At 38.2% G+C, this 25,506-nt stretch carries 22 protein-coding genes; 17 read left to right on the top strand and 5 right to left on the bottom strand.

Annotation, left to right across the window (positions count from 1 at the left end; all coding sequences use genetic code 11):
* Positions 1 to 78: 78 nt before the first annotated feature.
* On the bottom strand, positions 79 to 1,173 hold the full coding sequence (locus QNI15_RS13905; RefSeq protein WP_314032189.1) for a DUF695 domain-containing protein: 1,095 nt from the start codon (positions 1,171 to 1,173) through the stop codon (positions 79 to 81).
* 213 nt (positions 1,174 to 1,386) lie between these two features.
* On the opposite strand from QNI15_RS13905, the gene QNI15_RS13900 reads away from it, so the two are divergent.
* The 3 genes from QNI15_RS13900 to QNI15_RS13890 all read left to right on the top strand — a co-directional run bounded on the left by QNI15_RS13900 (position 1,387) and on the right by QNI15_RS13890 (position 4,273).
* The gene (locus QNI15_RS13900) at positions 1,387 to 2,382 is read left to right on the top strand and encodes a glycosyl hydrolase family 18 protein (RefSeq protein ID WP_314032188.1); all 996 of its coding nucleotides are present in this window, start codon (positions 1,387 to 1,389) and stop codon (positions 2,380 to 2,382) included.
* A gap of 254 nt (positions 2,383 to 2,636) precedes the next feature.
* Complete coding sequence (locus tag QNI15_RS13895; protein ID WP_314032290.1) at positions 2,637 to 3,269, top strand: isocitrate lyase/PEP mutase family protein; 633 nt, start codon at positions 2,637 to 2,639, stop codon at positions 3,267 to 3,269.
* A 44-nt stretch (positions 3,270 to 3,313) separates the two neighbouring features.
* Positions 3,314 to 4,273: a quinone oxidoreductase family protein gene (locus QNI15_RS13890; RefSeq protein WP_314032187.1), complete on the top strand. Its 960-nt coding sequence runs from the start codon at positions 3,314 to 3,316 to the stop codon at positions 4,271 to 4,273.
* Positions 4,274 to 4,311: 38 nt separating this feature from the next.
* On the opposite strand, the gene QNI15_RS13885 is transcribed toward QNI15_RS13890, so the two are convergent.
* On the bottom strand, positions 4,312 to 4,668 hold the full coding sequence (locus QNI15_RS13885; RefSeq protein WP_314032186.1) for a winged helix-turn-helix transcriptional regulator: 357 nt from the start codon (positions 4,666 to 4,668) through the stop codon (positions 4,312 to 4,314).
* Between the two features lie 120 nt (positions 4,669 to 4,788).
* On the opposite strand from QNI15_RS13885, the gene QNI15_RS13880 reads away from it, so the two are divergent.
* The 5 genes from QNI15_RS13880 to QNI15_RS13860 all read left to right on the top strand — a co-directional run bounded on the left by QNI15_RS13880 (position 4,789) and on the right by QNI15_RS13860 (position 10,876).
* On the top strand, positions 4,789 to 5,772 hold the full coding sequence (locus QNI15_RS13880; RefSeq protein ID WP_314032185.1) for an MBL fold metallo-hydrolase: 984 nt from the start codon (positions 4,789 to 4,791) through the stop codon (positions 5,770 to 5,772).
* A gap of 167 nt (positions 5,773 to 5,939) precedes the next feature.
* Positions 5,940 to 8,114, top strand: coding sequence for a type IA DNA topoisomerase (locus QNI15_RS13875; RefSeq protein ID WP_313992651.1), 2,175 nt, complete (start codon positions 5,940 to 5,942; stop codon positions 8,112 to 8,114).
* Between the two features lie 392 nt (positions 8,115 to 8,506).
* Positions 8,507 to 8,956: a MarR family winged helix-turn-helix transcriptional regulator gene (locus tag QNI15_RS13870; protein ID WP_313992648.1), complete on the top strand. Its 450-nt coding sequence runs from the start codon at positions 8,507 to 8,509 to the stop codon at positions 8,954 to 8,956.
* A 41-nt stretch (positions 8,957 to 8,997) separates the two neighbouring features.
* Positions 8,998 to 10,263 (top strand): MFS transporter, encoded by a 1,266-nt coding sequence (locus QNI15_RS13865; RefSeq protein WP_313992646.1) that lies wholly within the window; start codon positions 8,998 to 9,000, stop codon positions 10,261 to 10,263.
* Positions 10,264 to 10,303: 40 nt separating this feature from the next.
* The gene (locus tag QNI15_RS13860; protein WP_313992644.1) at positions 10,304 to 10,876 is read left to right on the top strand and encodes a cysteine hydrolase family protein; all 573 of its coding nucleotides are present in this window, start codon (positions 10,304 to 10,306) and stop codon (positions 10,874 to 10,876) included.
* 50 nt (positions 10,877 to 10,926) lie between these two features.
* On the opposite strand, the gene QNI15_RS13855 is transcribed toward QNI15_RS13860, so the two are convergent.
* On the bottom strand, positions 10,927 to 12,264 hold the full coding sequence (locus QNI15_RS13855) for a DUF2268 domain-containing putative Zn-dependent protease (protein ID WP_313992642.1): 1,338 nt from the start codon (positions 12,262 to 12,264) through the stop codon (positions 10,927 to 10,929).
* 283 nt (positions 12,265 to 12,547) lie between these two features.
* Here QNI15_RS13855 and QNI15_RS13850 point away from each other — a divergent pair, with 283 nt between their 5' ends.
* On the top strand, positions 12,548 to 13,021 hold the full coding sequence (locus QNI15_RS13850) for a DUF3995 domain-containing protein (RefSeq protein WP_313992639.1): 474 nt from the start codon (positions 12,548 to 12,550) through the stop codon (positions 13,019 to 13,021).
* Positions 13,022 to 13,239: 218 nt separating this feature from the next.
* Here QNI15_RS13850 and QNI15_RS13845 read toward each other — a convergent pair whose 3' ends face one another.
* Positions 13,240 to 14,271, bottom strand: a complete 1,032-nt coding sequence (locus QNI15_RS13845; RefSeq protein WP_313992636.1) for a nucleoside hydrolase — start codon at positions 14,269 to 14,271, stop codon at positions 13,240 to 13,242.
* A 155-nt stretch (positions 14,272 to 14,426) separates the two neighbouring features.
* Here QNI15_RS13845 and QNI15_RS13840 point away from each other — a divergent pair, with 155 nt between their 5' ends.
* A complete protein-coding gene (locus QNI15_RS13840; RefSeq protein ID WP_313992633.1) occupies positions 14,427 to 14,906 on the top strand; it encodes a PepSY-like domain-containing protein in 480 nt (159 codons plus the stop codon).
* Between the two features lie 662 nt (positions 14,907 to 15,568).
* On the top strand, positions 15,569 to 16,420 hold the full coding sequence (locus tag QNI15_RS13835; protein ID WP_313992631.1) for a DUF1206 domain-containing protein: 852 nt from the start codon (positions 15,569 to 15,571) through the stop codon (positions 16,418 to 16,420).
* A 168-nt stretch (positions 16,421 to 16,588) separates the two neighbouring features.
* Here QNI15_RS13835 and QNI15_RS13830 read toward each other — a convergent pair whose 3' ends face one another.
* Positions 16,589 to 16,972 carry a hypothetical protein gene (locus QNI15_RS13830; protein WP_313992628.1) on the bottom strand — a complete coding sequence of 128 codons (384 nt, stop codon included), beginning with the start codon at positions 16,970 to 16,972 and terminating at the stop codon, positions 16,589 to 16,591.
* A 528-nt stretch (positions 16,973 to 17,500) separates the two neighbouring features.
* On the opposite strand from QNI15_RS13830, the gene QNI15_RS13825 reads away from it, so the two are divergent.
* The 6 genes from QNI15_RS13825 to QNI15_RS13800 all read left to right on the top strand — a co-directional run bounded on the left by QNI15_RS13825 (position 17,501) and on the right by QNI15_RS13800 (position 25,444).
* Entirely contained in the window at positions 17,501 to 18,229 is a 729-nt protein-coding gene (locus tag QNI15_RS13825; RefSeq protein ID WP_313980170.1) for an ABC transporter ATP-binding protein, read from the top strand.
* Between the two features lie 61 nt (positions 18,230 to 18,290).
* Positions 18,291 to 18,812 (top strand): hypothetical protein, encoded by a 522-nt coding sequence (locus tag QNI15_RS13820; RefSeq protein WP_313992623.1) that lies wholly within the window; start codon positions 18,291 to 18,293, stop codon positions 18,810 to 18,812.
* 84 nt (positions 18,813 to 18,896) lie between these two features.
* Positions 18,897 to 20,240 (top strand): ABC transporter permease, encoded by a 1,344-nt coding sequence (locus QNI15_RS13815; RefSeq protein WP_314032184.1) that lies wholly within the window; start codon positions 18,897 to 18,899, stop codon positions 20,238 to 20,240.
* Positions 20,241 to 20,323: 83 nt separating this feature from the next.
* On the top strand, positions 20,324 to 21,598 hold the full coding sequence (locus QNI15_RS13810; protein ID WP_313992617.1) for an ABC transporter permease: 1,275 nt from the start codon (positions 20,324 to 20,326) through the stop codon (positions 21,596 to 21,598).
* Between the two features lie 142 nt (positions 21,599 to 21,740).
* Positions 21,741 to 22,835: an efflux RND transporter periplasmic adaptor subunit gene (locus tag QNI15_RS13805; RefSeq protein ID WP_313992614.1), complete on the top strand. Its 1,095-nt coding sequence runs from the start codon at positions 21,741 to 21,743 to the stop codon at positions 22,833 to 22,835.
* Between the two features lie 173 nt (positions 22,836 to 23,008).
* Positions 23,009 to 25,444, top strand: a complete 2,436-nt coding sequence (locus QNI15_RS13800; protein ID WP_313992611.1) for an ABC transporter permease — start codon at positions 23,009 to 23,011, stop codon at positions 25,442 to 25,444.
* The last annotated feature ends 62 nt before the right edge of the window (positions 25,445 to 25,506 follow it).

The raw sequence follows: 25,506 nt of genomic DNA, 5'->3' as shown, positions 1-25,506 counted from the left end.
AAAATTCTGCCACAGTAATGTGGCACTTAGAATACTAAAAAAACAATGCCGACATATTTTCTTTCTACAGAGTACATCTCAGGGTTTGACAAAATGCTCAAATGACTGCCAATATTTATCCTTGTAAATCTCATAACTAATCTCTGTCTGATCAACATATAGTCGTTCGATAGCACCTAACACTTTTGATGGCTTTCTGAAGTCCTTGCAGGCAAAATAAATATTTCGTGTCCCTTCGGCTGTTTGTCTGCCGATATTCAGGTATCCCTCAGAATCTTTTAGTTCGGTTGTAATATTTTCCTCAATCTCTTCCATTAGTGTATAAGCATCCTCATCCGGCATTCCATTAAGTTCTGAGCCATCATATTTAATCTCCACATTCATAATCCATGGATGAGAGGCCTTTCTATCCCATTTCAACAAGTCGGTATTGATAGCAGCCAATAGCATATTACCATTTTCAAGTTTAGCCTGCAACATGCTATAATTGTCTTTATCTGTATTACGTCTTACCCCTTCATATCTCTCAACAAATTCTTTTTCTCTCCAGATCAAAAAACTTTTCAGTTTGGAAATTGGGACAATCTCCTGCTCAGATTCTTGTTTTCTCACAATATCTATCTGATCGATAATACAGGCGAAGTTTAACTCACCCAACACATTATCCAGAAAGATGTAGATCCCGTTAACCACCATCTGCCGATCTTCTTCAGCGAAATCAGGATAAACAACAGTAATATCAATTTCATCTGGAAACTCAGGGTGCTCATTGGCATAAAACCCGATATTTTCTTCATTAAAATCAAATCCTTCCATTTTGATATTAATTTTTGAAGTATCAGTCGCTGATTTAAGGGCAGTGAAAATCCATCCTTTTATAGAAGGGGCAGCTTGTACTAGCTCCTCTACAAAAACGATATTCTTAATTATTCCATCTGCTGTAAATATCAGTTCGACAGTATCCTCATCAGGCATTCCAACGACAAAATAAAGACTTTCATTAAAGACATTTAGTTGTTCAGAAAGTTTTTCAAAGAAATCTGTTTCAATATTTTCCCGTTGTTTCACAACATAAAAAAAAGTTTTTGCATGTTTTTTAAACCAATCCCAAAAGTCAACATACTGTTGTGTTACTTCGTTTTGTGCATCAATAATATTATTCAGAAAACTCATGTATTTGTTTTAATATAGCTATGTATAGTTCACGTTCACTGTTAAAATCAGCAAGTGCCAAATATATAAAAAATCATAAACCTTATCTGTTAAACCAAAAGATGAACAGACTAACTAGAAACATCTTCCTGTCAAGGATGCCACAATTATCACAACATATTTTAACTTTATATCTCTTATCTTATTCAACTATTATTATCTGCTAAACAATACATGAAATATCCTCGCCTGCTGACAGTATCATTCCTTGTATTCCTTTTATTTACTTACGTTGTTTCACTGGCTCAAAATTCAAAAAAAATATCCAATTCAGCCTTTAAAATCATTGGGTACTATCCCTTACAAGCCACCTATAAAACAGATACATCAGGAAAATTGAACCTCCAGGTACCTTTCGAAAAATTAACCCATATCAACCTATGGTTTATCAATCCGGATTCACTGGGAAACTTTACTCAAGATTTTTCCGGAGTGTCCTCTTTTGTTGATGAAGCCCATTCCAAACAGGTTAAAGTATTATTTTCTATTGGAGGAGGTAGCAGACATCTTCAATACCGTCATCTGCTAGCTACCCTTAACAGAAGTCTACTTATTCAGAAACTAGTGTCTTTGACACTTACCTATCAACTGGATGGTATTGATGTAGATCTGGAAGGAGCAGATATCGACGAAAACTATGAGCCATTTGTAGTAGAACTGGCCACTGCCTTACGAAAACACAACAAACTCATTACTGCTGCCATTGCAATCTATTACAAAGACCAACTAACAGACAAAGCACTAGCCCAATACGATTTTGTCAACATAATGAGTTATGATCGTACTGGACCGTGGAGTCCGGACAAACCAGGTCCTCATTCGACCTATGCCCATGCAGAAGAAGATCTGAGTTATTTTGGAAAAACCAGAGGAATAGCCAAAGAAAAAATGACATTGGGAGTTCCATTTTATGGCTATGGATACGGTGAAGGTATGACTGCTATCAGTATGAACTATAGCGAAATTCAATCATCTTTTTCGGGATCAGACACAAAAGATGAGTGGAAAATGCCGGATGAGAGAACTATCTATTACAATGGCCGAAACACAATAAAACGGAAAACAAAGCTAGCCAAACAAAAAGCTTCTGGCATTATGATCTGGCAGCTACCAGGTGATGCAACTGGAACCAACTCATTGTTGGATGTCATTTTCCAAACAGCTTATTGAATTAAGAAACTATATTATAGACTGTACTATGTAGTGAAAAAACCAGGAGTTCCGATTTGTACAATTCTATGCATACAAGCCACTGTAGTTTTGTAAAAATCAATTCAAAATAAAGACCTGTTTTTTATGAACTCATTTGACACATTTTCACAACTACATCAAAATTCTACACCTCTTCTTTTATGAAATATATGGGATGTACATAGTGCACTACTCTTTGAAGCAAATGGATATAAAGCTATTCCAGTCAGGCAATAGCTAAAACATTTGGCTATGAAGATGGAGAAAACATTCCATTTGAAACACTTTTCCTGATAGCAAAAAGAGTCACAGAGTTAGTTAAAATCCCTTTTTCTGTTGATCTGGAAGGTGGATATAGTAGAACGATTGATGGTATCATTGAAAATATAACCAAACTCCATGCTATTGGCGTAGCCGGTATAAATCTGGAAGATTCCATTCCAGGGACTACCCGTCAATTGCAATCCATTGATGAGTTTCAAAAAACTCTTTCCACAATTGCCAATCATCTGAACCGGAATAATATGAAAGTATTCCTCAATATTCGTACAGATGGTTTTCTCCTGGGTATGGAAACAGCTCTAAAGGAAACACTTTCCCGATTAAAATGTTATGAAGAAGCAGGAGCTAATGGAATTTTTGTTCCCTGTATTACACAATCAAATGATATCTCAGAAGTAGTAAAAGCTACTACACTTCCTGTTAATGTGATGTGTATGCCAACGCTACCCAGCTTTGAAGATTTGCAAAAACTAGGCGTGAAACGCATTAGTATGGGGCCTTTTACCACAATGTATGTACATAAGCGAGCAGAAGTAGCCATACACTCTATACAACAGAACAACTCCTTTTCTATTCTTTTTTAATAATCTGGCTGATGAATTAAACATCAGCATTTGAATGTGTTATAATGAAAGCGTTAACTTTATCAACTTTTGGTAATCCTGATGTTCTCGTATATCAGGAAGTTACAAATCCCAGTCCGAAATTCAATGAGGTATTGGTCGAAATGAAAGCCATCGGGCTGAACTTTGCTGATCTGATGCGTCGGAATGGAACATATCCACTAAGAGGCCAAGCCCCCTATATCAATGGATATGAAGGGGCAGGAATCATAGTAGATGCCAATAACCATCCTGACTATAAGACAGGTGACAGAGTTGCCTTTGCTGATGTTCCATTTGCCAATGCCGAGCTAGTAGCTGTCCCTGTAGATCATATTATTCCTCTACCAGAAGATGTAAGTTTCGAAACAGCAGCAGCAAGTATGTTGCAAGGACTCACGGCTCAGTATTTGACCTCTGATAGCCATCTGATAAAAGCAGGCGAAACCGTTTTGATTCATGCCTCTGCGGGTGGAGTTGGTCAATGGTTACTCCAGGCTTGTAAACTACAAGGTGCCAATGTTATTGGAATGACCTCATCAGAAAACAAACGAGAGATTTCGCTTTCATTGGGTGCAGATGAAGCTTTTCTATACTCAGAAAACTGGAAGACCAAAATATTGAACCTATTTCCACAAGGTGTGGACGTAGTATATGACAGTATAGGAACCACCCTGGATGATAGCCTTCAGGTGACACGCATATTGGGAAAAGTAGTGCTTTTTGGATTGGCAGGTGGCAAACTGGAAATAGGAAATCCATTAAACATCATCGCGAAATCTCAGACCATTATTGGTGGAGATTTATGGAACTATCTGACTACTAAAGAAGAACGCCTTCGAAGAGCCAAGCAGTTGTTTGCATGGTTACAAAATAAACATGTGCAAATCTCCCCACCCACACTTTTTAAACTCTCTGAAGGTAAAAAAGCCCATGAGTTTCTGGAGAGCAGACAGAGTATAGGAAAGATAGTATTGATACCCTAGTATCAGTACTATCCTCTTACAATCCTCTCTCCTGCTTCTTAGTCACAGCTGATAGGCTCAATATCTTTATCTAATTCTTCTAAACGTCTGTCAGCCCATTCTTTTACATGCTGGATAAATGGAATGAGTTCTTCTGCTATTGGTGTTAATGAATATTCTACTTTAGGTGGAACTTCATGATAGACTGTCCGAATTACCAGTTTATCTTCCTCGAGTTCTCGTAATGTCTGTGTCAGCATTTTAGGTGTAATGCCTTTTACCATTCGTCGCAAAACACCATACCGTACAATTCCATGTGTATGAATATACCAGATCAACCGGCACTTGTACTTACCCCCAATGCGTTGAAATCCATAATCAACGGAACAAATACTCTCTCGTTTGGAATCTTTCATAATTAATCAAAAAAATATCATTCTGATTTTCAACAATAGTATACAATTAGTATGTAGGTACCCAAAAAGTGCATACTTGACGAATGGATACAAAGAAAATACTTTTGACTCAAAAAGAACATGAACCGAAGAACGATTCTCAAAAAAGGACTCTTGATGGGGTTATATGCAACCTTACCCGTATCATCTGTATTCTCAGGTATCAGACGAGCTACTCAACCTGTTAACAATGGTATTCATACTTTTACATTAGGTAAACTGGAACTGTTTGTTGTTACAGACGGACATATTCTGTTTAAGAAAGTACAGCCAAGCTTTGCCCCTGATGTACCAGCCAATCAGGTAAAACAGGTACTGGATGAAAACTTCCTACCAGATAGTGTTGATTTAGGTGTGAATATTTTGATTATCAAGTCTGTAGATAAGATTATTTTACTGGATACAGGCTGTGGTACTATCTTGGGAGATTCTTCCGGATGGTTACTGCGAAATCTGCCTAAGACAGGTATTCAACCCAGTCAGATTACAGATATTGTCATTACACACGGTCATCCGGACCATATGGGAGGTCTGTTGGGTAAAAATGGCGAACTAACATTTCCATCAGCCAACATCCATTTATCACGACTGGAATATGAATTCTGGCAATCTCCAAGTCCTGACTTCTCAAAAAGTAAAATGAAAGATGAGGCATTGAAAACTATGGTTGTAAAAACGACTAAACAAACTTTGGATAAAATAAAGCCTCATTTGCATCTTTTTGAAGATGGTTCACGAATACTGGATTGCCTTACTTTAAAAATTGCTCCTGGACATACCCCTGGTCATACAATTACTACAGTATCTTCAGAGGGGCAAGAACTTGTACATGTAGCAGATCTGGTACACTCTCCTGTACTGGTATTTGCTCATCCGGAATGGGGATTTGATGGAGACACAGATTTTGGACTTGCAGCAACCACCCGTAAAAACATACTGGAAGAACTTGCTAGGAGCCGACAACAGGTGTTTTCCTATCATTTACCCTGGCCAGGATTAGGGCATGTACGTAAAAAAGGAAAAGGATTTGAATGGGTACAAACAGGGTTTGCCCTTCCAGATTAAGCCAACTAAAACCAAATATCCCTAGCTTTCAGTTAGAGATATTTGGTAAACTATGTTTAAACATAACTCAAATAAATTTATTCATACTATCGATTAATTTCAGTCACCACTTCCCCTTTTCCTGAAAAAATGCGACCTTTGTGTGTTTGAAAAACCACATTGATTGAATGAAAGTTTGCATTGCAGAAAAACCCAGTGTAGCAAAAGATATTGCAGAAGTTATAGGAGCCAAGCAACGCAAAGACGGATACTATGAAGGCAACGGCTACCAGGTAACCTGGACGTTTGGACACTTCTGCACCTTAAAAGAACCCCAGGATTATACCCCTGAATGGAAATCATGGCGTCTGTCAGCTCTGCCTATGATCCCATCCAATTTTGGAATTAAACTCATTGATAATTCAGGAGTTCAAAAACAGTTTGGTGTTATTGAAACTCTTCTCAAGGACTGTGAACAAGTCATTAACTGTGGTGACGCCGGACAGGAAGGAGAACTGATACAACGCTGGGTACTACACAAAGCCAAATGCAAAGCCCCTGTCAAACGACTGTGGATATCATCTCTGACAGAACAAGCTATTAAAGATGGCTTTGCCAATCTGAAAGATAGCAGTCAGTTTGACAATTTGTATGCTGCCGGTAGTGCCCGTGCTATTGGAGACTGGCTACTAGGTATTAATGCGACACGCCTGTTTACAACAAAGTTCGGTAATGGCAAAGCTGTTTTATCTATAGGGCGGGTACAAACTCCTACCCTTGCCATGCTGGTTCAGAGACAAAAAGAGATCAATGCCTTTAAGTCAGCTGATTACTGGGAACTGAAAACGCTGTATCGTGAAGTAGAATTTACAGCTACCATTGAACGTATCTACAATCAGGAAAGGGCACAGAAAGGCCTCGAATACCTATTGGCTAATCCCATTTTTACAGTCACATCTTTTGAGAAAAAAGAAGGTAAGGAAGGCAATCCACGTTTATTTGACCTTACAGCCCTTCAGGTGGAAGCTAACAAGAAATATGGTTTCTCTGCAGAGATTACGCTCAAACACGTTCAAAATCTGTATGAGAAGAAATTTGTTACCTACCCACGGGTAGATACCACCTATCTGTCTGAAGATCTGCATCCCAAAGTAGAAGGTATTTTACGCAGCATGCAATATTATCAGGCACTTGTAGCACCCTTGTTACTCAGTCCAATCCCTAAGCTTAAAACTGTATTTGATAACAACAAAGTAAGTGACCACCATGCTATCATTCCTACAGATGTGCTTCCTACTGGGTTGATCCCAGATGAGAAACGCGTGTATGATCTGATAGCTCGTCGATTTATTGCTGTATTCTATCCAGAATGTAAAATCTCGAACACTACCGTATTGGGTGTGGTGGGTAAAGTGGAATTCAAAGCAACTGGTAAGCAAATTCTGGAACCAGGTTGGCGAGAGGTATATGCAAACGAAGCCAAAGCAAAGAAAACAGACGAAGAAAAGAAAGAAGAGGATAAAGATGAAAAAAAGGAGGAGGAAGAACGTGTAATGCCTGTATTTACTGTTGGGGAGTCGGGTCCACATACACCCAGAATTCACCAGGGAAAGACATCACCACCCAAACCCTATACAGAAGCTACCTTACTTCGGGGAATGGAAACAGCAGGAAAACAGGTAGAAAACGAAGAAATGCGTGACCTTCTGAAAGAAAACGGCATTGGTCGACCTTCTACACGGGCAAACATTATTGAAACACTGATAAAACGGAATTATGTTGAGAAGAAAAAGAAAACCCTGCTGGCAACTCAGATGGGAATAGACCTGATTGATACAATTCAAAACGAACTTCTCAAAAGTGCAGAGCTCACAGGAACATGGGAAAAAAAACTGCGTCAGATTGAGAAAGGAGACTATGAACTGGAAACGTTTAAAACAGAGTTGATCCAAATGGTAATTGACCTTACCAATGAAGTAAAACGGAATGCGTACCGGCAGATTGCTATTGCGGCGACTCCGACACCTGCTCTCGTGGAGGAAGAAGAATCAGCAAAAAAAGAAGCCAAACCTAAAAAGCCGAAAGAACCCAAAGAAGAGATTAACATTGAAGCCCTGACATGCCCTAAATGCAAGGAGCATCTGCTGAAAAAGGGTAATAGTGCCTATGGATGTGGGAACTTTAAAGTATGTGGATTTAAGATACCGTTTGAAGTGTTAGGCAAGAAGCTAACTGATAAACATATCTACGACCTGTTATCAAAAGGAAAAACGGGCAAGATTAAAGGTCTGAGGATTCCAGGATCAGAAGAAGAAACAGAAGGCAAGCTTGTGATGCAGGCAGATTTCAATATTGGGTTGTAAGTAAAAACTTACAACCCTTTTTTATTTTCTTTCTCTAAAATCAATCTTCCCAATCCATTTATCTTGTAGTGTTTATCTTTGAAGTTGTTTAGGATAATTGTATAAGGTTGCAAAGGCAGATAATTATAGAGTTCTATAAGAACTAAAAATACATGTACTGCCACTTTTCCCATCGTTGGTGTTATCACCAACGACCACTTTCCCATCATTCAGGTTGTTGATAACGCCAACCTGAATGGTGGGAAAGTGAGGCTCGCTACAAAATCTGCTCATTGAGCTTTTTTATAAATTATCCTAAACAACCTCTTTTTCTAAACTATAAAAATCTTCCTGAATTCATTGAGTTCAGGCATTAAATTTGTAAAGTAACTTAACAAGTTTACTTTATTACTATGCCTACGTTAGTCTCTTCCCAACAAGGGAGTTCTCTCCCCACCGAGTTACGAACTGTTGTAACCCGGCTTATGAAAAAGTTACGGAGCAAATCACCTAGCCGTGATACCTTATCGCTTACCGAACGATCAGTGATACGGTTACTTGATGAACATAAAGAATTATTGCCCAGTGAAATCGCTCGTATAGAAAAGGTTACTACCCAGTCAATGTCACAGATCCTGAATCATTTATCGGATCTGGGCTATATTACCCGCACTCCATCAGAAACAGACAAAAGGAAGATTACCATAACGCTATCAGAAGGAGGACTAGCATTATTAAATGCCAGCCGAAATGAGAGAGATGAATGGTTAAGTCATGCACTACAAGCGACCTGTACTTCCGAAGAACAGGAAGTTTTACGCCAAGCACTGGGCCCCTTGAAAAAACTACTGGAATATGACTAATTATTATCTATATAAATAATCAAACCAGCTACTAATAAACTATGAACGTAAGTACTTTTAATGCTTTCAGAAGTCGTAATTACCGGCTTTATTTTACAGGACAATCTATTTCGCTTTTAGGTACATGGATGCAGAAGACAGCCGTCAGTTGGATAGTTTACTCACAAACTCAGTCAAAGTTTATGTTGGGGGTCAGTGTGTTTGCAACGCTGTTTCCTTCTGCTGTTTTTTCTACGATTGGTGGTGTTGTTTCAGATCGTTACAATCGCTATCGGGTACTGCTGCTTACACAGGTTCTGTCTATGATACAAGCTATACTGCTTACTCTTGTCGTATATTTTCAGAAGTATGCAGTATGGGAAATCATATCTCTCAGTGTTATACTGGGTATCGTCAATGGATTTGATATGCCAGCACGCCAGTCACTGGTTTATGACATGGTAGATGACAAGAAAGACCTGTCCAATGCAGTGGCTTTAAATTCATCTATGGTCAACTTATCCAAGCTACTGGGGCCTGCCATTGCAGGGATTGCAATTGAAAATCTGGGTGAAGTAGTTTGTTTTGGCCTCAATGCATTTAGTTTTATTGCAGTAATCACCTCACTCCTATTGATGAAATTACCACCGTATGTAGTCCAATCCCATACAAAAAATATTCTGGGCGAGCTAAAAGAAGGATTTCAGTATATTAATCAGACTTCAGCCATTCGCTTTGTTCTCCTGATGCTGGCACTGGTAAGCCTGCTGGTATTACCCTTTACTACACTTATGCCTGTATATGCGAAAGATATATTTCAAGGAACAGCCTCTACCTTTGGACTGATAGATAGCGCAATTGGCCTTGGCGCTTTTATTGGTGCTCTCTATCTGGCGTCATTAAAGACAGGCTCTGATCTCCATACCATACTGGCACGTAATACTTTTATCCTGGGAGCCGGACTGATTCTGTTTGCCTATACTCCCTGGTATCCATTAGCACTCTGTTTCATTGCATTTGCGGCCTTTGGCATGATGTCGCAGGTGACCATTAGCAATACCATCTTACAGACTCAGGTAACTCCGTCCATGCGTGGACGTGTAATCAGCCTGTATCTAATGGTTTACTCCAGCGCTCTGCCTATTGGCGGATTACTTATCGGAACTATTTCTCATTATATTGGTGTACAAGCAACCGTATTAGGAGAAGGCATTCTGGCTTTGTTGCTTGGGGGACTGCATATACGTTCGTTGCAGAAAGCCAAGCTTAAACCAGACGTTACACCAACTGTTGATGCACCTTCTGCAGAGATAGCCTTGCATTCGTGACTCCATATTGTAGATTTCTAAACCAATATTTACTATCTGTATGTCAACACAAGTCAATTCCAAAACAGCTCTTCTGGTAATGGATATGCAGGTAATGCTGCTTACTTCCTTACCAGACTCACAACCTGTGATTGCAAATGTAGCCAAAGCCATTACTCATGCTCGCCAGCACACTATTCCAGTGATTTATGTTGTTGTAGGCTTTCGGCCAGGAGCACCTGAAATCAGCATGATGAACAAAAGCTTTGCAGCTTCCAGAGAACGAATGGCAAATACTAATCCCGAAGATATGCTGAAAATAGAGCCATCTATTGCGCCGCTATCAGGAGAGATCACAGTAATCAAACGCCGCTTCAGCGCTTTTACAGGTAGTGATCTGGAGGTTGTATTACGTGCACAAGGCATTCAGCATCTGGTACTCACCGGAGTAGTTACCAGTGGCGTTGTGTTGTCAACAGTGCGTGAAGCAGCTGATAAAGATTATCAGTTAACTGTATTATCTGATGCTTGTAAAGATCGAGACGCTGAGGTACATCAGGTTCTGATGACAAAAATTTTTCCTCGTCAAGCAGAAGTCCTGAAAGTTGAAGAGTGGATAAAAGCCTCTGTATAGGCACCAATCCACTCACACAAAACATCAGTAGGATAGTAGTAAGCTATGCTTTAGTTTTTCTTTTGTTGATCATATCCACTCTTTTGTAGAAATGTGAGTGGATCATCCATATCAATTATATCAATAATAGCTTGTCGCTTATCAGAAGCATTATTATAATAAGCCTGAGAAATCCTATACCCAATGTAATACCCCAGATCAGCTGGTCTGTCTTTCACAGTATTTCCATTGTACAACCAATTATGCGCATTCCCATTGCACAGAGTTGACTTAAACTCATCCCATAACATATTCTCATGGGAATCTCCATATTCGTTGACAGCAGAATAATTTGTTGTTCCAGTAAGCAGTTCTCCAATAAAATTGGCAGACCCTTCATGAATACAGGAATTAAGCTGATTACATACTATTGCATTGGAATTAAGTTTGTGCTTTTGTTGCGTATGAATACATTCATGTGCTACAATTCCCTTTATACTAAGTGGAATGTTAGGTTCTTTCTGTGTATCACTTGGTTTCCAATTGTCTCCCAGCTCTGAAAAATCCACATATTTACAGGCAGTTATCATCTCCGTTCCCAACAGAATAAATCTATCTGACACAGTTCCTCCCGTATTGTGTATGCCTATAGCAAAACAAACCTTAAAAGACTTAAAATTCCCATAGATATCCTTCAATTTATCAAACACTTCCTGTATCAGTGGTTCTGACTTTTTAGATTCATAGGTAAAGGGACGTACGGAAGTATAGTATTTGGGAAGTTTTGCCAATGTATTCACGAATCCTTCAGCGGAAAAATTCCTGACTCTTATGAAATCCTTTAGGCCATCAGTTGCTCTGTCCAGATATAGATTCTGGATACACATAACACTATCCCAACGATTTTTGCAGGTTTTAAGTTTATCAAAAGCTTCCCAAAAGTGATCTATATCCAGTGTTAGTACATTTTTGATATTTTCAATGGCAAGTTCTTTTTCAGTTTGCTTTTTCAGAGCTATTTCTTTGGGAGTAAACTTTTTAATATAAAAGCTTATCACTCCCTTGTCTGCATTAGTCTCTTCCTCAAATTTACGAACTGTCACAGTAAACTGCTTCGTCTCTTTGGGTATAAACTCCAGAATTTCCAATCCAAACCGACCATTGGGAGAGTCCATCTCTTGTATTTTTTGATTTTTTTCATCTGCCAGAATCAGCATTACATCAATCCCCTGTTGTAAGACAATGACTTGGTAAGGTACCCCCTTCTGAAGGTTTAGCTTGAGTACAAGATTAGACGATTTGCTAACGGTAATGTTATCATACCCCTTATTGAATTTGACATCGGCAAGAGTCTCAGCAAATGAAAAAGTGGCCTGAAGAAAAAACAATGCAATCAGTATAGTTTTCATGGTGGTTAGGGTTTATGAAAAAGTAAGAGTGATATGCGATTCAATGAAAAAATAGTATGGAGGATATAACTTCTTCATTCCGGATACTCAACTACCAAAAACTAAAATCAAGTTCAATAAATCCAATGCTGGATTCTTACTGACTAAATAATACTAAAAAGTCAGTTTTTTTACGAATATATTTTACAAATCAGCTTAATTGCAGGATTAACGCACAAAAAATAATGTAGAAGGTATGTGAAATATTTTTCAATACCCCTCACTTTTCACAAAACGCTGTAGTATGTCTAGTATAAATCTTTTTAGTTTGGCTAAAACTATAAATGCCTCTTTATTTCTTATTATTTCCTTACTACATATCTACTGGGCAGTAAAAGGCCTGTTTCAACCTAATCAATCTTTTCTTTCACTGGTTATTCCTGAAATTGATAAGGAACTTGCTTTTAAACCTGGTATAGGAACAACCTTATTGGTTGCATTGGCTCTATTGGTAGCCTCGTTTATCTCTATCTGGGCTATTCAACCTATTTATAAAGGTACATCTCCATTTTTTGTTTCTGAACGGTGGTGTATTTATGGCAACCTGACTATTGCAATAGTATTTGGAGTACGGGCTATGGGAGATTTTAAGTATGTCGGATTTTTTAAAAAGATCAGACATACTCAATTTGCTTATTACGACACACGTCTTTATTCTCCTCTTTGTTTGCTGATAGCGATACTGGCATTTTACATTTATCTGCAGATTCGATATTAAACAGACATGTATCCGAAATCTGTTTTACCATAAGTAGTATTTTTATTCAATAGATATATTAGCCAAACAAATTTTGATCAGAATTTTGTTTGGCTTTGATAATTATCAGTTTTCTGGTAGAGTTCATCCATTATCAGAAAACTCATAGACTTAGAGTATTATCAAAATTCTGATTTTTTTTCTTTCAATCAGAATTTTGATAATACTACAATAAAGACCTACTTCTCATTTAGTTTACTCCATTCCAGCTTTGCAAAGAAATCATTGAACATCAGATTGATATCCAATCGGGTATAAACCCGGATATTTCGACCCTGATGGTTAAACTGATAAGCACCCTGTGTAGTAATGGCAGGAGACATACGTACTACATATTCGCTTGATGAAGGATCGGCCTCAAAAGAAGATTGCAAGGCAGTAAGCAATACCAATGGGCTATCTCCCAAAACATACGTTTCGCCAATGTTTACATATTTCTGAATCCGAACCATTAGAGTTTCCAATACACCAGCCAGATACCCTCCTACTTTTCCCTGGGGTTTTACTTTGAGCAACAATTGTGAATAGGGAAGCAATGCCTGGCGATAGGCATTACGGGGTATTTGCCATATAGGTACACGTGATTGATTAAAAACGACTCGTGCAGCAGCAATATCAATATTCAGATTATATTCCGGACTGGAATAATTAGGTGGTGGTAATGCAATATCTGTGTATTCTGACCCTCCTATCCATACAAGAGTCAGCTTCTCCGATATCTGAGGAGAAGTAAGTAAGGCCGATGCAATTTCAGTAAGACCAGCTCCACAAAGTACATACAAGGGTAGCTTTGTATCTGTTCGCAAAGCCTCTCTGACAATCAAGTCTACTCCTTCACTTTTTACAGGTGTGCTATCCGTAAGCATGGCAGTATTAGATCCAGCTACAATCGGAAATCTATTTTTTACACCCATTACACTCAGTAGCTCTTTTGCTTTGGCCGATGCATTTTGTGCCTGAGTCTGGGAATTATCAAATCCGTCTCCTACTTTAAGGTGTGAGCCAATAATGCCTCGAATTTCCACAGACGGTGATAGTACAAGATGAGCAAGTTGAAATAAGCCATCCGGATCACCACTGAAATCATTGTCAACAATGACACGCATTCGGGGAGTAACTGTATTTCCTCCACCAATTATTTTCTGGCTCTGGCCATAAGTAATAACAGAAGCTAAAAGCAAGAAAAAAAGAAGACATACTTGTTTTTTCATAGGGGTTATAGGAGCAGTGATTTTTAAACTATCTCAACGATTTTTTTGTCTTTAAAACAGGTAATTGCCCAAAAGATATTAAATATTTGCAAACGTTTTTTTTCTGATTCATCTTTTTACCTCTAAAAAGTACAACACATAAACCAATACAACACATGAAAAAGACAATTTTCCTATTGCTATTTACCCTATTTGTCGGCATAACAATTACGAATGCTCAGGACCTGACAGAGAAAGATGTTCCAGCTCCGGTAATGACAGCATTCAAGAAAAAATATCCTTCTGCTACAGATACCAAATGGAAGAAAACTAAAAATGGTAAACTTGAAGCTGACTTTAAGGTATCAGACAAAAAAGCAGAAGCAAAGTTTTCACCAGAAGGTACCTGGTTAGAATCTAAACAACGCATTGGTAAAGCACAGGTTCCTGCCAAAATCAGTGATTATGTGAAGAAAAATTATGCAGGTTACGAAATTGACAAAACAGAATTTCAGGAAGAGAGCAAAGACAATAAAAAAGAATATGAAGTCATAATTAAAAAAGACCAGCTTAAAGAAGAACTAAAATTTGATGCTCAGGGAAATTTTGTCAAAAAGAAGGACAAGAAAGATAAAAAAGAACAGAAAGAAGGATAAAATACGCCTATACATATCATGCACCTCTTGTATACTACTCTAAGATGAAAATATCTGAACTATATTCAGATTGGTAATATACAGATTAGCAACCGGAAAAAAATACCACAACAAGGGAAGTGAACAAAAATCAAATTACTTTGAAAAATGACTGGAATTCCAGTCATTTTTTGTTTTGACCAGAACACTAGTCACTTTCCAAAAATATTCAAACTCTGTTCATTTTTAACTTTGACTGGAAATATGTTCATATTCATCAGTGACTGGAGTTCCAGTCACTTTTTAGAAATATCCGAATACCAGTCAATTTATCAGCCAACCATACTTTCAGTTAGCCGACAAAGAAATATAACAAAAGATCTACCTAGCACCTTCCTTCAATCATTTGCCTCTCCAATAAGACAATTCGATAGACTTACTAACTTTTTAATTTTACCTACCTTATCTCATTCTGATTTGGACTTCTTCCAACGAAATCATGTCTTAACATACCAGATCATTCATGCTCAATAAACTTGTAAAAACAGGTTTATGGGTAAAAAGGTACAGAAATAACCACTCTTTCACAGTCTAATTGCACAGGTACACTTTTTTCGTACACATCACTAAATCATAAATATCTCATACACAAACTCATAAGAAAACTTTAAAACTTAGCTACTATGTTTAACACAAAATCAATCGGTATGCATTCAGTGTCCGGATCAGCAATGAAACACACACGTGATATCAAAGAAAATCTTATTCGTGCTGGAATTGCGACAAAAGGAGTTGTTTACTGCCTGGCGGGTATATTAACCACACTTTCAGCATTTAATCTGGGAGGAGAGAAAGCAGACACAAAAGATTCTATCAAATTTCTGGCAGGTCAACCTTATGGCTATATTCTATTAGGACTTATAGCGATTGGTTTGCTGGGGTATTCTTTCTGGCGACTCTATCAGGCTATAAAAGATCCGGAAAGTAATGATCGTTCAGGTAAACGAATGATCACTCGTGTTGGTTATGCTATCAGTGGTTTATTTTATGCCTCACTTTGCTATTATACTATTCGAATTATCATAAATGGAAATACATCTGATAGTGGTTCATCACAACAAGGTATGGTAGCTAAAGCACTGGAAGTACCTGCAGGAAAATGGATTGTAATGTTAGCAGCAATTATTTTCTTTGGTAAAGCGATTCATCAGTTTTACAAAGCCTATACTGAAAAATTTGCCAAGAAAGTAAAAGATGGAGCACTATCAGCCAGAGCAAAAGAAATCTTTCGTACAGCAGGTAAAATTGGGTATGCCGCCAGAGGGGTTGTGATCTGTATTATTTCGTACTTTTTATTTAGAGCAGCTATCGAAGCTAACCCACAAGAAGCAGGAGGATCAGGAGAAGCACTTAGCTTTATCGAAAAACAAGCGCCTTTTGGCTCTATATTATTGGTGATAGTGGCGTTAGGCTTGGTAGCCTATGGAGTATACATGTTTGTGAAAGCAAAATACCGCGACTTAAGTGCTGTTTAAATTAAAGTAATTATAATAACAAAGAAGCCAGGTTAGTACTCTGGCTTCTTTATTTATACAATTCATAAGGAAAGTATAAAATATTCTAATCATCCACCTAGAAACAGATCTCAATTAAACCAAAGTCAATCTGAACGGTAAACAGAATCAGCAGGGTTGTTGTTAAAATCATTTACAGCCATTTACATTCTTAACACAGTATATTTTTTCGGGCAAACTGATATTCATATTACAAGCCCACCCGTCATTTGTACAAGCATCCTTAAAAGTTTTTGCTTGTCTTTCAATGACAAAAGAAATGGTTGAATCCGTTCTGATATCAGCGGGTAAATTTGTAGCAATTACGTTATCCCATACTTTATTCCCATTGCGCCAGGGTGTCCCAATGATAGGTCCCTCCATTTGAACAAATCGTAAACCTGCACAAGCATCATAAATAACAGTTCCCCTGACACAATGGCTAGGATTCATAGATTCATTTTCCTTTTCACAACTCATATTGACAAAAAGGAAGCTACTAATGATAAGCATTAGTGTAGTGATTGTTCTCATTCTTGTTAAAAGGATTTTTAGTGAATAGCTCTCTTTAATCTAAATTGTAAGATTGTATTTTCCAGACACTTCTTTTCAGTAATTAGCTGCATTCCAAAAAAATATTTTTTCACTCAATCAAACGTTCTCCTTAGATATAAGTAAGCTGTCCTCTATCTATATCTCTGTCAGAATATAAAATATGGGTAGAAGCTTCCACTCACATATATTCTCCAACCAAGCATCATCTTTTCTGAAAAATTTTTCGGTTTTAGTGCAACCTTTAGTGTGGCTTTTGCATCTCATCGGAATAACAGACAATAAAATACTGTTCTCATCCAACACAATCGTTTTTTCATCCTGTTTTCTAACCAGTCATCCAAATAGAAAACAGTCCATACAAAAACAAAATATCACTATTGTAAACCCACTACCTTGCATTACATAATATTTATTCTAAAAATGGGTTACCATAGCTTTTTATTTCCATAAAGGATAAATCAGCAGCTAAAAATAGTCTAACATACATGTCTTATCACACTACTGACTATGATAAAACTACGTAACATCCACAAGTATTACTCACTGGCACAGAACAAAATGCATGTCTTAAAAGGCATAGATCTAACCATTGAGGAAGGAGAACTCGTATCAATAATGGGATCATCAGGTTCCGGAAAATCCACCATGTTGAATATTCTGGGAATTCTGGACAACCATGATGAAGGAGCCTATTCATTAGCAGGACAATTGATTGATAAAAACTTATCACAGGCCAAAGCCGCTTACTACCGCAATCAGTTTATTGGATTTGTATTTCAGTCATTCAATCTGCTTTCGTTCAAAAATGCAATGGAGAATGTTGCATTGCCCTTGTACTATCAAAAAGTCAGCCGCAAACAACGCAACAAACTGGCATTGGAATACCTTGATAAAGTAGGTTTACGGGAATGGGCTGAACATATGCCTAATGAGATGTCAGGTGGTCAACGTCAACGGGTTGCAATTGCCAGAGCCCTTATTTCCAAACCGAAAGTAATCCTGGCTGACGAACCTACAGGGGCATTGGATACACAAACATCCTATGAAGTAATGGAGTTGTTTAAAGACGTAAACCGACAAGGTATGACCGTCATTATTGTAACCCACGAACATGACATTGCAGAGCAAACAGACAGAGTTATCCGACTCAAAGACGGACTTATTCTCAGTGATGGTAAAGCACATGAAATGAGTACACACGAACCTGCTATTGCGATCGAAACCGCTATTAAATAATCTGTACCCAGCTACAGGGCTTCACAAACCCTGTAGCCTTTCTATCACAAACACTACATCTATGAAACCGACACTCTTCACATTTGCATTTTTTCTCTTATCAGCCTCATTTGTTCAGGCACAAAGTCCTGCCTTACAAAAAAACACACAATGGCTGGAGAAAATGCTGAATACATTAGTAAAAGAAGACAACAAAAAATCGGGTGAAAAAGAAACCAAGCCTGATTTTAAATTTACCAATTGCCAGATGGCAATGAATGTGGTAACTGATAGCAAAGAAGATAACTTTTCAATGGGATTTCATCTCAACTGGTTGTTAAAAGACGTCACTAAGGTAAGTTACAAAAAAGAAAAAGATGGTAACTACACCTTGATGCTCAATGTCCCCCCAGACAAAATGAAGATGGATATGGGCTTTGGCAATGACAATTCTATTTCAGGTTCTTTCAACATGAAAGACGAAAAAGGTAATAAAAAAGACGACGACAATACTTCCTTGAGTCTGTCCACCAAGGATGAAAAGCTGGTGCAGGAAATGGTGCGTAAATTCGAAGAATCTATCAAACTCTGCAAAGGCTCCTGATAGATTAATCTACATTCTTCAATCTACTACTATATAAAAATCTTAAAATCTCTTTCCTTCATAAGAGTCAGAGGGAGGTATTCTATGTTTGATTTAGATAAATGGCAGGAAATTCTCGCGACGATGAGCAAGAATAAACTGCGTACGATATTGACGGCATTTGGTGTGTTCTGGGGGATATTTATGCTGGTGGTGTTGCTGGGTGCCGGCAATGGGATGCAGCATGGAATTGAACGTGAATTTGCCGATGAAGCCAAAAACAGTCTCTGGATCTGGGGTGGCAAAACATCCCTTCCATATAAAGGAATGAAGCCAGGTCGTGAGGTAATATTCACCAATGATGACGCTCAATCTATCAATTATCAGGTTGATGGAGTTGAAAAACTAGCCCCTCGAACATTTTTCTGGGGTGAATACACAATCAGTTACAAAGATAAAAATGGCTCATACCAGATACATGGGGTAAATCGCGATTACTTGGATATTAATGGTTCTAAAATCGCAGCAGGTCGCAACCTCAATCCTTTGGATATGAAAGAACGCCGAAAGGTGATGGTGATTGGCAAACGTGTCAAAGAAGTATTATTTGGAGCAGATGCGCCATTGGATGAGGTAGTAGGAAAGTATGTTAAAGTGATGGTACTAAAAGAAAAGAAGAAAGAAGAGACAACTACCACCACCACAACCAATACTGCCAATACCCAAAAAACAGATTCTAATAAAGTTGCAGGCATTTATTTTCAGGTTGTAGGTGTGTTTACCAATAAAGGCGAACAAGGCAGACTGGAAGAACGTTCAGTTATGCCGATTACAACTCTGCAAAGTACGTTCAACTTATATAATCGTGTACATACCATGGCCCTTACTACTGAAAAAGGCGTTCGGGTAAGCGAAGTACAAGGAAAGGTGAGGCAATTACTTGCTGGTAAACATCAGTTTGATGTTAAGGATGAAGAAGCAGTCAACCTTAACAACAACGAAGAAAACTTTGAACGTTTTATGGGATTGTTTGATGGTATCGCAGCTTTTGTATGGTTTATCAGCATGTGTACCCTGATTGCCGGTATTGTGGGGGTTAGCAATATCATGCTCATTATTATCAAAGAACGAACAAAAGAGATCGGAATTCGAAAAGCAATAGGTGCTACACCCTTTTCTATTGTGAGTCTGGTAATTCAGGAATCAATCATTATCACCTCTGTAGCTGGTTATCTTGGCTTTCTGGCTGGTGTTGGAATGCTTGAACTCATAGGTTATTTTATTACACAAGCTAAAAATGAGATTCGTTATTTCACCTATCCGGTAGTCAATCTCAATCTGATTTTTATTGCAATTGGTGTATTGGTAATTGCAGGTGCATTAGCAGGACTATTTCCTGCCATGAAGGCAGCGAATATCAAACCGATTGAAGCTTTACGAGCAGATTAGTATCTTTCCTACCCTTACCCTTCTATTCAGAAATAAAATGATAAACGTGTTTTTACCAGCGTTAACTCGTTCCCTATATAGGAATGAACAGAAAGGAGCTGGCTATGTTTGATATTGACAAATGGCAGGAAATTTATTCTACCATCCGCAAAAATAAACTACGCACTATACTTACCGGATTGGGTGTTGCCTGGGGTATTGGTATGCTGGTAATTCTGCTTGGAAGTGGCCGTGGATTTGAAAATGGCATAGAAGGGCAATTTGATGTAGCCAAAAATGCCATTTTTGTTTGGGGTCAACGCACCAGTATGGCCTACAAAGGTCTTCAGCCAGGTCGATTTGTTCAGTTTAACAATGACGATGTAGATGCTATTCGCAACAATATTCCTGAACTGGCAGTAGTAGCACCGCGATTGAATCTGGGAGGTAGCTTTGCGGTAGTGTATGAGCAAAAAAGTGCTTCGTATGAAGTATATGGTGATTATCCTGATTTTTTCAAAGTACGTCCCTACAGTATGATACAGGGTCGATATATCAATGAAAAAGATATTCAGGACAGACGTAAAGTAGCTGTGATTGGTACTACAGTACGGGATGTATTATTCGGAAAAGATGCAAATCCTGAGGGTAAATATATTAAAATCAGAGGTATTCCTTTCCTGGTGATTGGTGTCTATACCATGCGAAGCACTCAGGCTGAAGAAGTTATGCAAGCATCCAAAGAAATATTTGTGTGTAATACCGCTTTACAGCAAACCTTTAATCTGGTTAATAAAATTGGCTGGTTTGCCTTTGTACCCAAACAAGGGGTTCCGGCAGCAAGTGTAGAACAAAAGATTAAACGCCTTTTAGCGAGCAGACATCGTATACACCCAGATGATATTCGGGCAATCGGCTCAGCAAATGTCGAGGAAGAATACATGCAGGTTCAGGGATTGTTTATGATTATTCGCTCTTTCAGCTGGTTTGTAAGTATATTCACCATCATTGCAGGTGTCATTGGAGTAGGTAACATTATGTTGATAGTTGTCAAAGAACGCACAAAAGAAATCGGAATACGAAAAGCCTTAGGTGCCACACCTTTTTCAATCATCAGCATGATTTTACAGGAAACAATAGTAATTACCACCGTTGCCGGATATATGGGTTTATTAGCCAGTACAGGTATTATTGCAGGTATTAACTACCTTCTTAAAAAGAATAATGCGGAAGGAGGATTTTTTGCTAATCCGGAAGTTGATCTTACTATGGCACTTACAGCTACAGCTGTTCTGATCATAGGTGGTGCCCTAATTGGTATGGTACCAGCTACCAAAGCTGCTGCGGTAGATCCTGTGGTTGCGTTACGAGATGAATAAGCAACTATCTAAAATCAGGTCTTCCAGAGTAAAGACCTGATTTTAGATAGATCATTGACCCATTCAACCACTCATCAATTAATCATTTCGACAACCCATTTCATTGATAACTTTGACAAGCCATTAACTATTTTCAGTGACTATGAAACGCATCATTTACAGTATCTTAGGTTTAATAGTGGTAGGTGGATCTGTCTGGCTGGGAATTTATTTTTATAATAAATCCAAGACCACTCCAACAGTCTATAAAACAGAAAAACCGTTTGTAACCAGCATTACGAAGAAAACAATAGCAACAGGTTCTATCGTACCTCTGAAAGAAGTAAATATAAAGCCACAGGTTTCAGGTATCGTAGAGGAATTATTTGTAGAGGCAGGACAAACTGTTAAATCAGGCCAGCCTATTGCCAAGATTAAGATTGTTCCTAACCTTGCCAATATTAACCAGGCTGAAAATACACTCGAACAAGCTAAAATTCAGTTGAATGAAGCTAAAAAAGAGTTTGACAGATTTCAGCAGCTATATGATCAGAAAGTAGTAGCCGAACAGGAATATCGCCGTTATCTATCAGATTACAACCTAAAAAAACAGGCAGTAGATGCAGCAGCTAACCAGTTACATATTCTAAAAAGTGGAAGTTCATTGCGTAAAAGTGAGATTTCCAATATTATCTATTCAACAATTAGCGGTATGCTGTTGGATGTACCTGTGAAAGTGGGTACTTCGGTAATCGAACGCAATAACTTCAATGAAGGTACTACTATTGCTACTGTAGCAGACATGAAAAGTCTGATCTTTGAAGGAGAAGTAGACGAAGCCGAAGTAGCTAAGCTTAAAGAAGGTATGGAACTCGCTATGACAATTGGTGCTATTGAAGACAAAAAATACCAGGCTAACCTGTATTATATATCACCGAAAGGGGTTACCAAAGAAGGCGCTATCAAGTTTCAAATAAAAGCACGGGTCGTATTACCTGAAAACGAATTCATTCGTGCAGGCTATAGTGCCAATGCAGATATTGTTCTGGACAAAAAAGATCAGGTGCTGGCAATCAAAGAAAGTCTGTTACAATTCAAGAAAGACAGTGTGTTTGTAGAGGTAGAAACGGCTCCTCAGAAATTCGAAAAACGCATTGTTAAAACAGGCATTTCAGATGGCATAAATATAGAGGTAGTATCCGGCGTGAAGAAAGAAGATAAAATCAAAGTAAGCGAAACTGCTGCTAGTAACGGATAATAATATATAAAACCTTATTTTTCAGGTGTACGGAAACGGACAATTACGTTCAGATTCGTACACCTGTTTTTATTTATAGTACCCTTTACAGAGAAAATACGTACGTTTTTCATTTTGGCATATGGATTGGCATTATCAAAGTAGAGATGAGTGCACTTTCAATTTCCAAACCTATGCTCAAAAACTACATCGTCATTGGCCTACGCAATATATTCCGCAGTAAAGGCTATACTACTATCAATATATTGGGATTAGCTGTCGGCATTGCTGCATGTCTGTTAATTTTTACCATTGTACAGTTTGAAGTAAGCTATGATACATTCCACAAAAACTTCCACCGGATCTACCGACTGGCAACAGATCAAAAATATCCAAGTGGCGATATAGGACGTAATCCGGGCGCTCCTACCCCAGCACCTGATGCTTTACGATTGGATATGCCTCAAATCGAAAAAATAGCTTCTATAAACAGTATCTATGGAAGTCAGATCACACTACTCGGCAATCAGCCAGAAGATAATCTTTCCCAAAAGAAATTTATAGAAGATATCGGAGTTGTTTTTATAGAACCTGCCTTTTTTGACATTTTTGACTCACAATGGCTTATAGGCAATGCTTACACAAGCTTAAAGGATCCAAACACAGTGGTTCTTACCCGTACCCAGGCTGAAAAGTATTTTACCAGATGGCAGGATGCTCCAGGTAACTATTTAAAACTTGACAATGCAATAACCCTGAAAGTGACAGGTGTTATAGAAGATGCTCCTCAAAACACAGACTTTCCATTTAAAGTATTAGTCTCTTTTGAAACGTTTAAAACGTCCCCTACTCATGGCTATGTAAAAGATAACTGGGGTAGCACCAGCAGCAGTCACCAAGTATTTCTTCTGCTTCCTGAAAAATATTCAGCCACCAATCTGGAGAAAGCTTTACAGAAATTTAGTGATAAACACTATTCTAATACAGGCAATGCAAAAACGATTCACAGATTATTACCACTGAGTGAAAACCATTTTGATACCCAGTATGAAAATCTGGGTGATCATATGACCAGCAAAAGCACATTACTTACACTCTCGTTTATTGGTATTTTGATTCTGGTAATGGCTTGTATCAACTTTATCAATCTGGCAACCGCTCAGGCAGTAAACAGATCCAAAGAGGTTGGAATACGCAAAGTATTGGGAAGTAACAGATTGCAACTGATCGGACAGTTTCTGGGAGAAACGACTCTTATTGTCGTATTTGCAATGGTGATGGCAATTATTCTGGCGCGTCTGGCACTTCCGTTTCTACGTGAAATATCTAATGTACCAGAAAATATACCTTTCCTTCAGAATCCTATCATCATTGCATTTATCATTCTGGTAACCATTATTGTTAGCTTGTTGTCTGGTATTTACCCAGCTATTATTTTATCTGGTTTTGAGCCATCTCAAGCACTTAAAAATAAAATTACCACCCGTAACATTGGTGGCATTCCATTACGCAGAGGATTGGTGGTACTACAGTTTTCCATCTCTCAGGTTCTGATCATTGGTACCCTGATAGCCATTACTCAAATGAATTTTATCCGGGATCTGGATCTTGGTTTCAACAAAGAAGCTGTCTATGTTGTTAATATCAATCCGGATGATAGCCTGAATCGGACTCACTTTGAAGGATTTAAAAGAGAATTGCTTCAAAATCCAGCTGTAGTATCAGTCAGTCTTGCCAATGATCCCCCCTCATCCAATAACAACTGGGGACGTAACTTTTCCTATAACAATTCAGCTACAGATGCAGACTTTAATACTTTCGTTAAATATGCTGACTACGATTACTTCAAAACCTATGGGCTCACGTTTGTAGCAGGAAAAGGATATTCTGAGAGTGATACAGCAAAAGAAATCGTAGTAAATGAAACATTGCTCCGAAAACTAGGAGTAAAAGACCCTCAGGAAGCCATTGGCAGAACCTTACGTATGGGTCGGGAATCCTGGAAACCTATTGTAGGAGTTGTAAAAGATTTTAAAGCCAACTCAGCCAGAGACGAGATGAAACCTATGGTTATCATAGCTTCCAAACGAAACTTCTATACAGCCGGTGTTAAGATACATCCAAACCACCTGCATCAGACAGTTGATCAGATAAAAGCTACCTGGGAAAAGAACTTTGGTGCGTATGTGTTTCAGGGACATTTTTTTGATGAAACTATTGAACACTACTATCATCAGGAAAATCAATTGGCTCTTTCCTATAAAATTTTTGCTACACTAGCCATTTTTATTTCCTGTCTGGGATTATATGGACTTGTCTCATTCCTCGCAGTTCAGAAAACAAAAGAAATCGGTATCCGAAAAGTGCTGGGAGCTTCAATAGTTAATATCATTGGATTATTATCCAAAGAATTTATCATTCTAATCGCTATTGCCTTTGCCCTTGCTATTCCTGTTGCCTATTATCTGATGAGCAACTGGCTGGACAATTTTGTATATCGTATTTCAATGGGTGTTGGAGCATTTGTGATTGCCATCATTATTACGCTGTTGATTGCATGGATTACACTCAGCTATCGTGCAGCCAAAGCTGCCCTCGTTAATCCGATAAAAAGCCTTCGATCTGAATAATAGCTGATTAACATCCAGAGCAAGCCTATATATAAATTAACTTAAGTCCAATATAAGTGGAG

Origin of the sequence: Xanthocytophaga flava (assembly GCF_030068545.1) — a bacterium.
Taxonomy (GTDB): Bacteria; Bacteroidota; Bacteroidia; order Cytophagales; family 172606-1; genus Xanthocytophaga; species Xanthocytophaga flava.
This window is presented reverse-complemented; position numbering and strand designations above follow the sequence as displayed.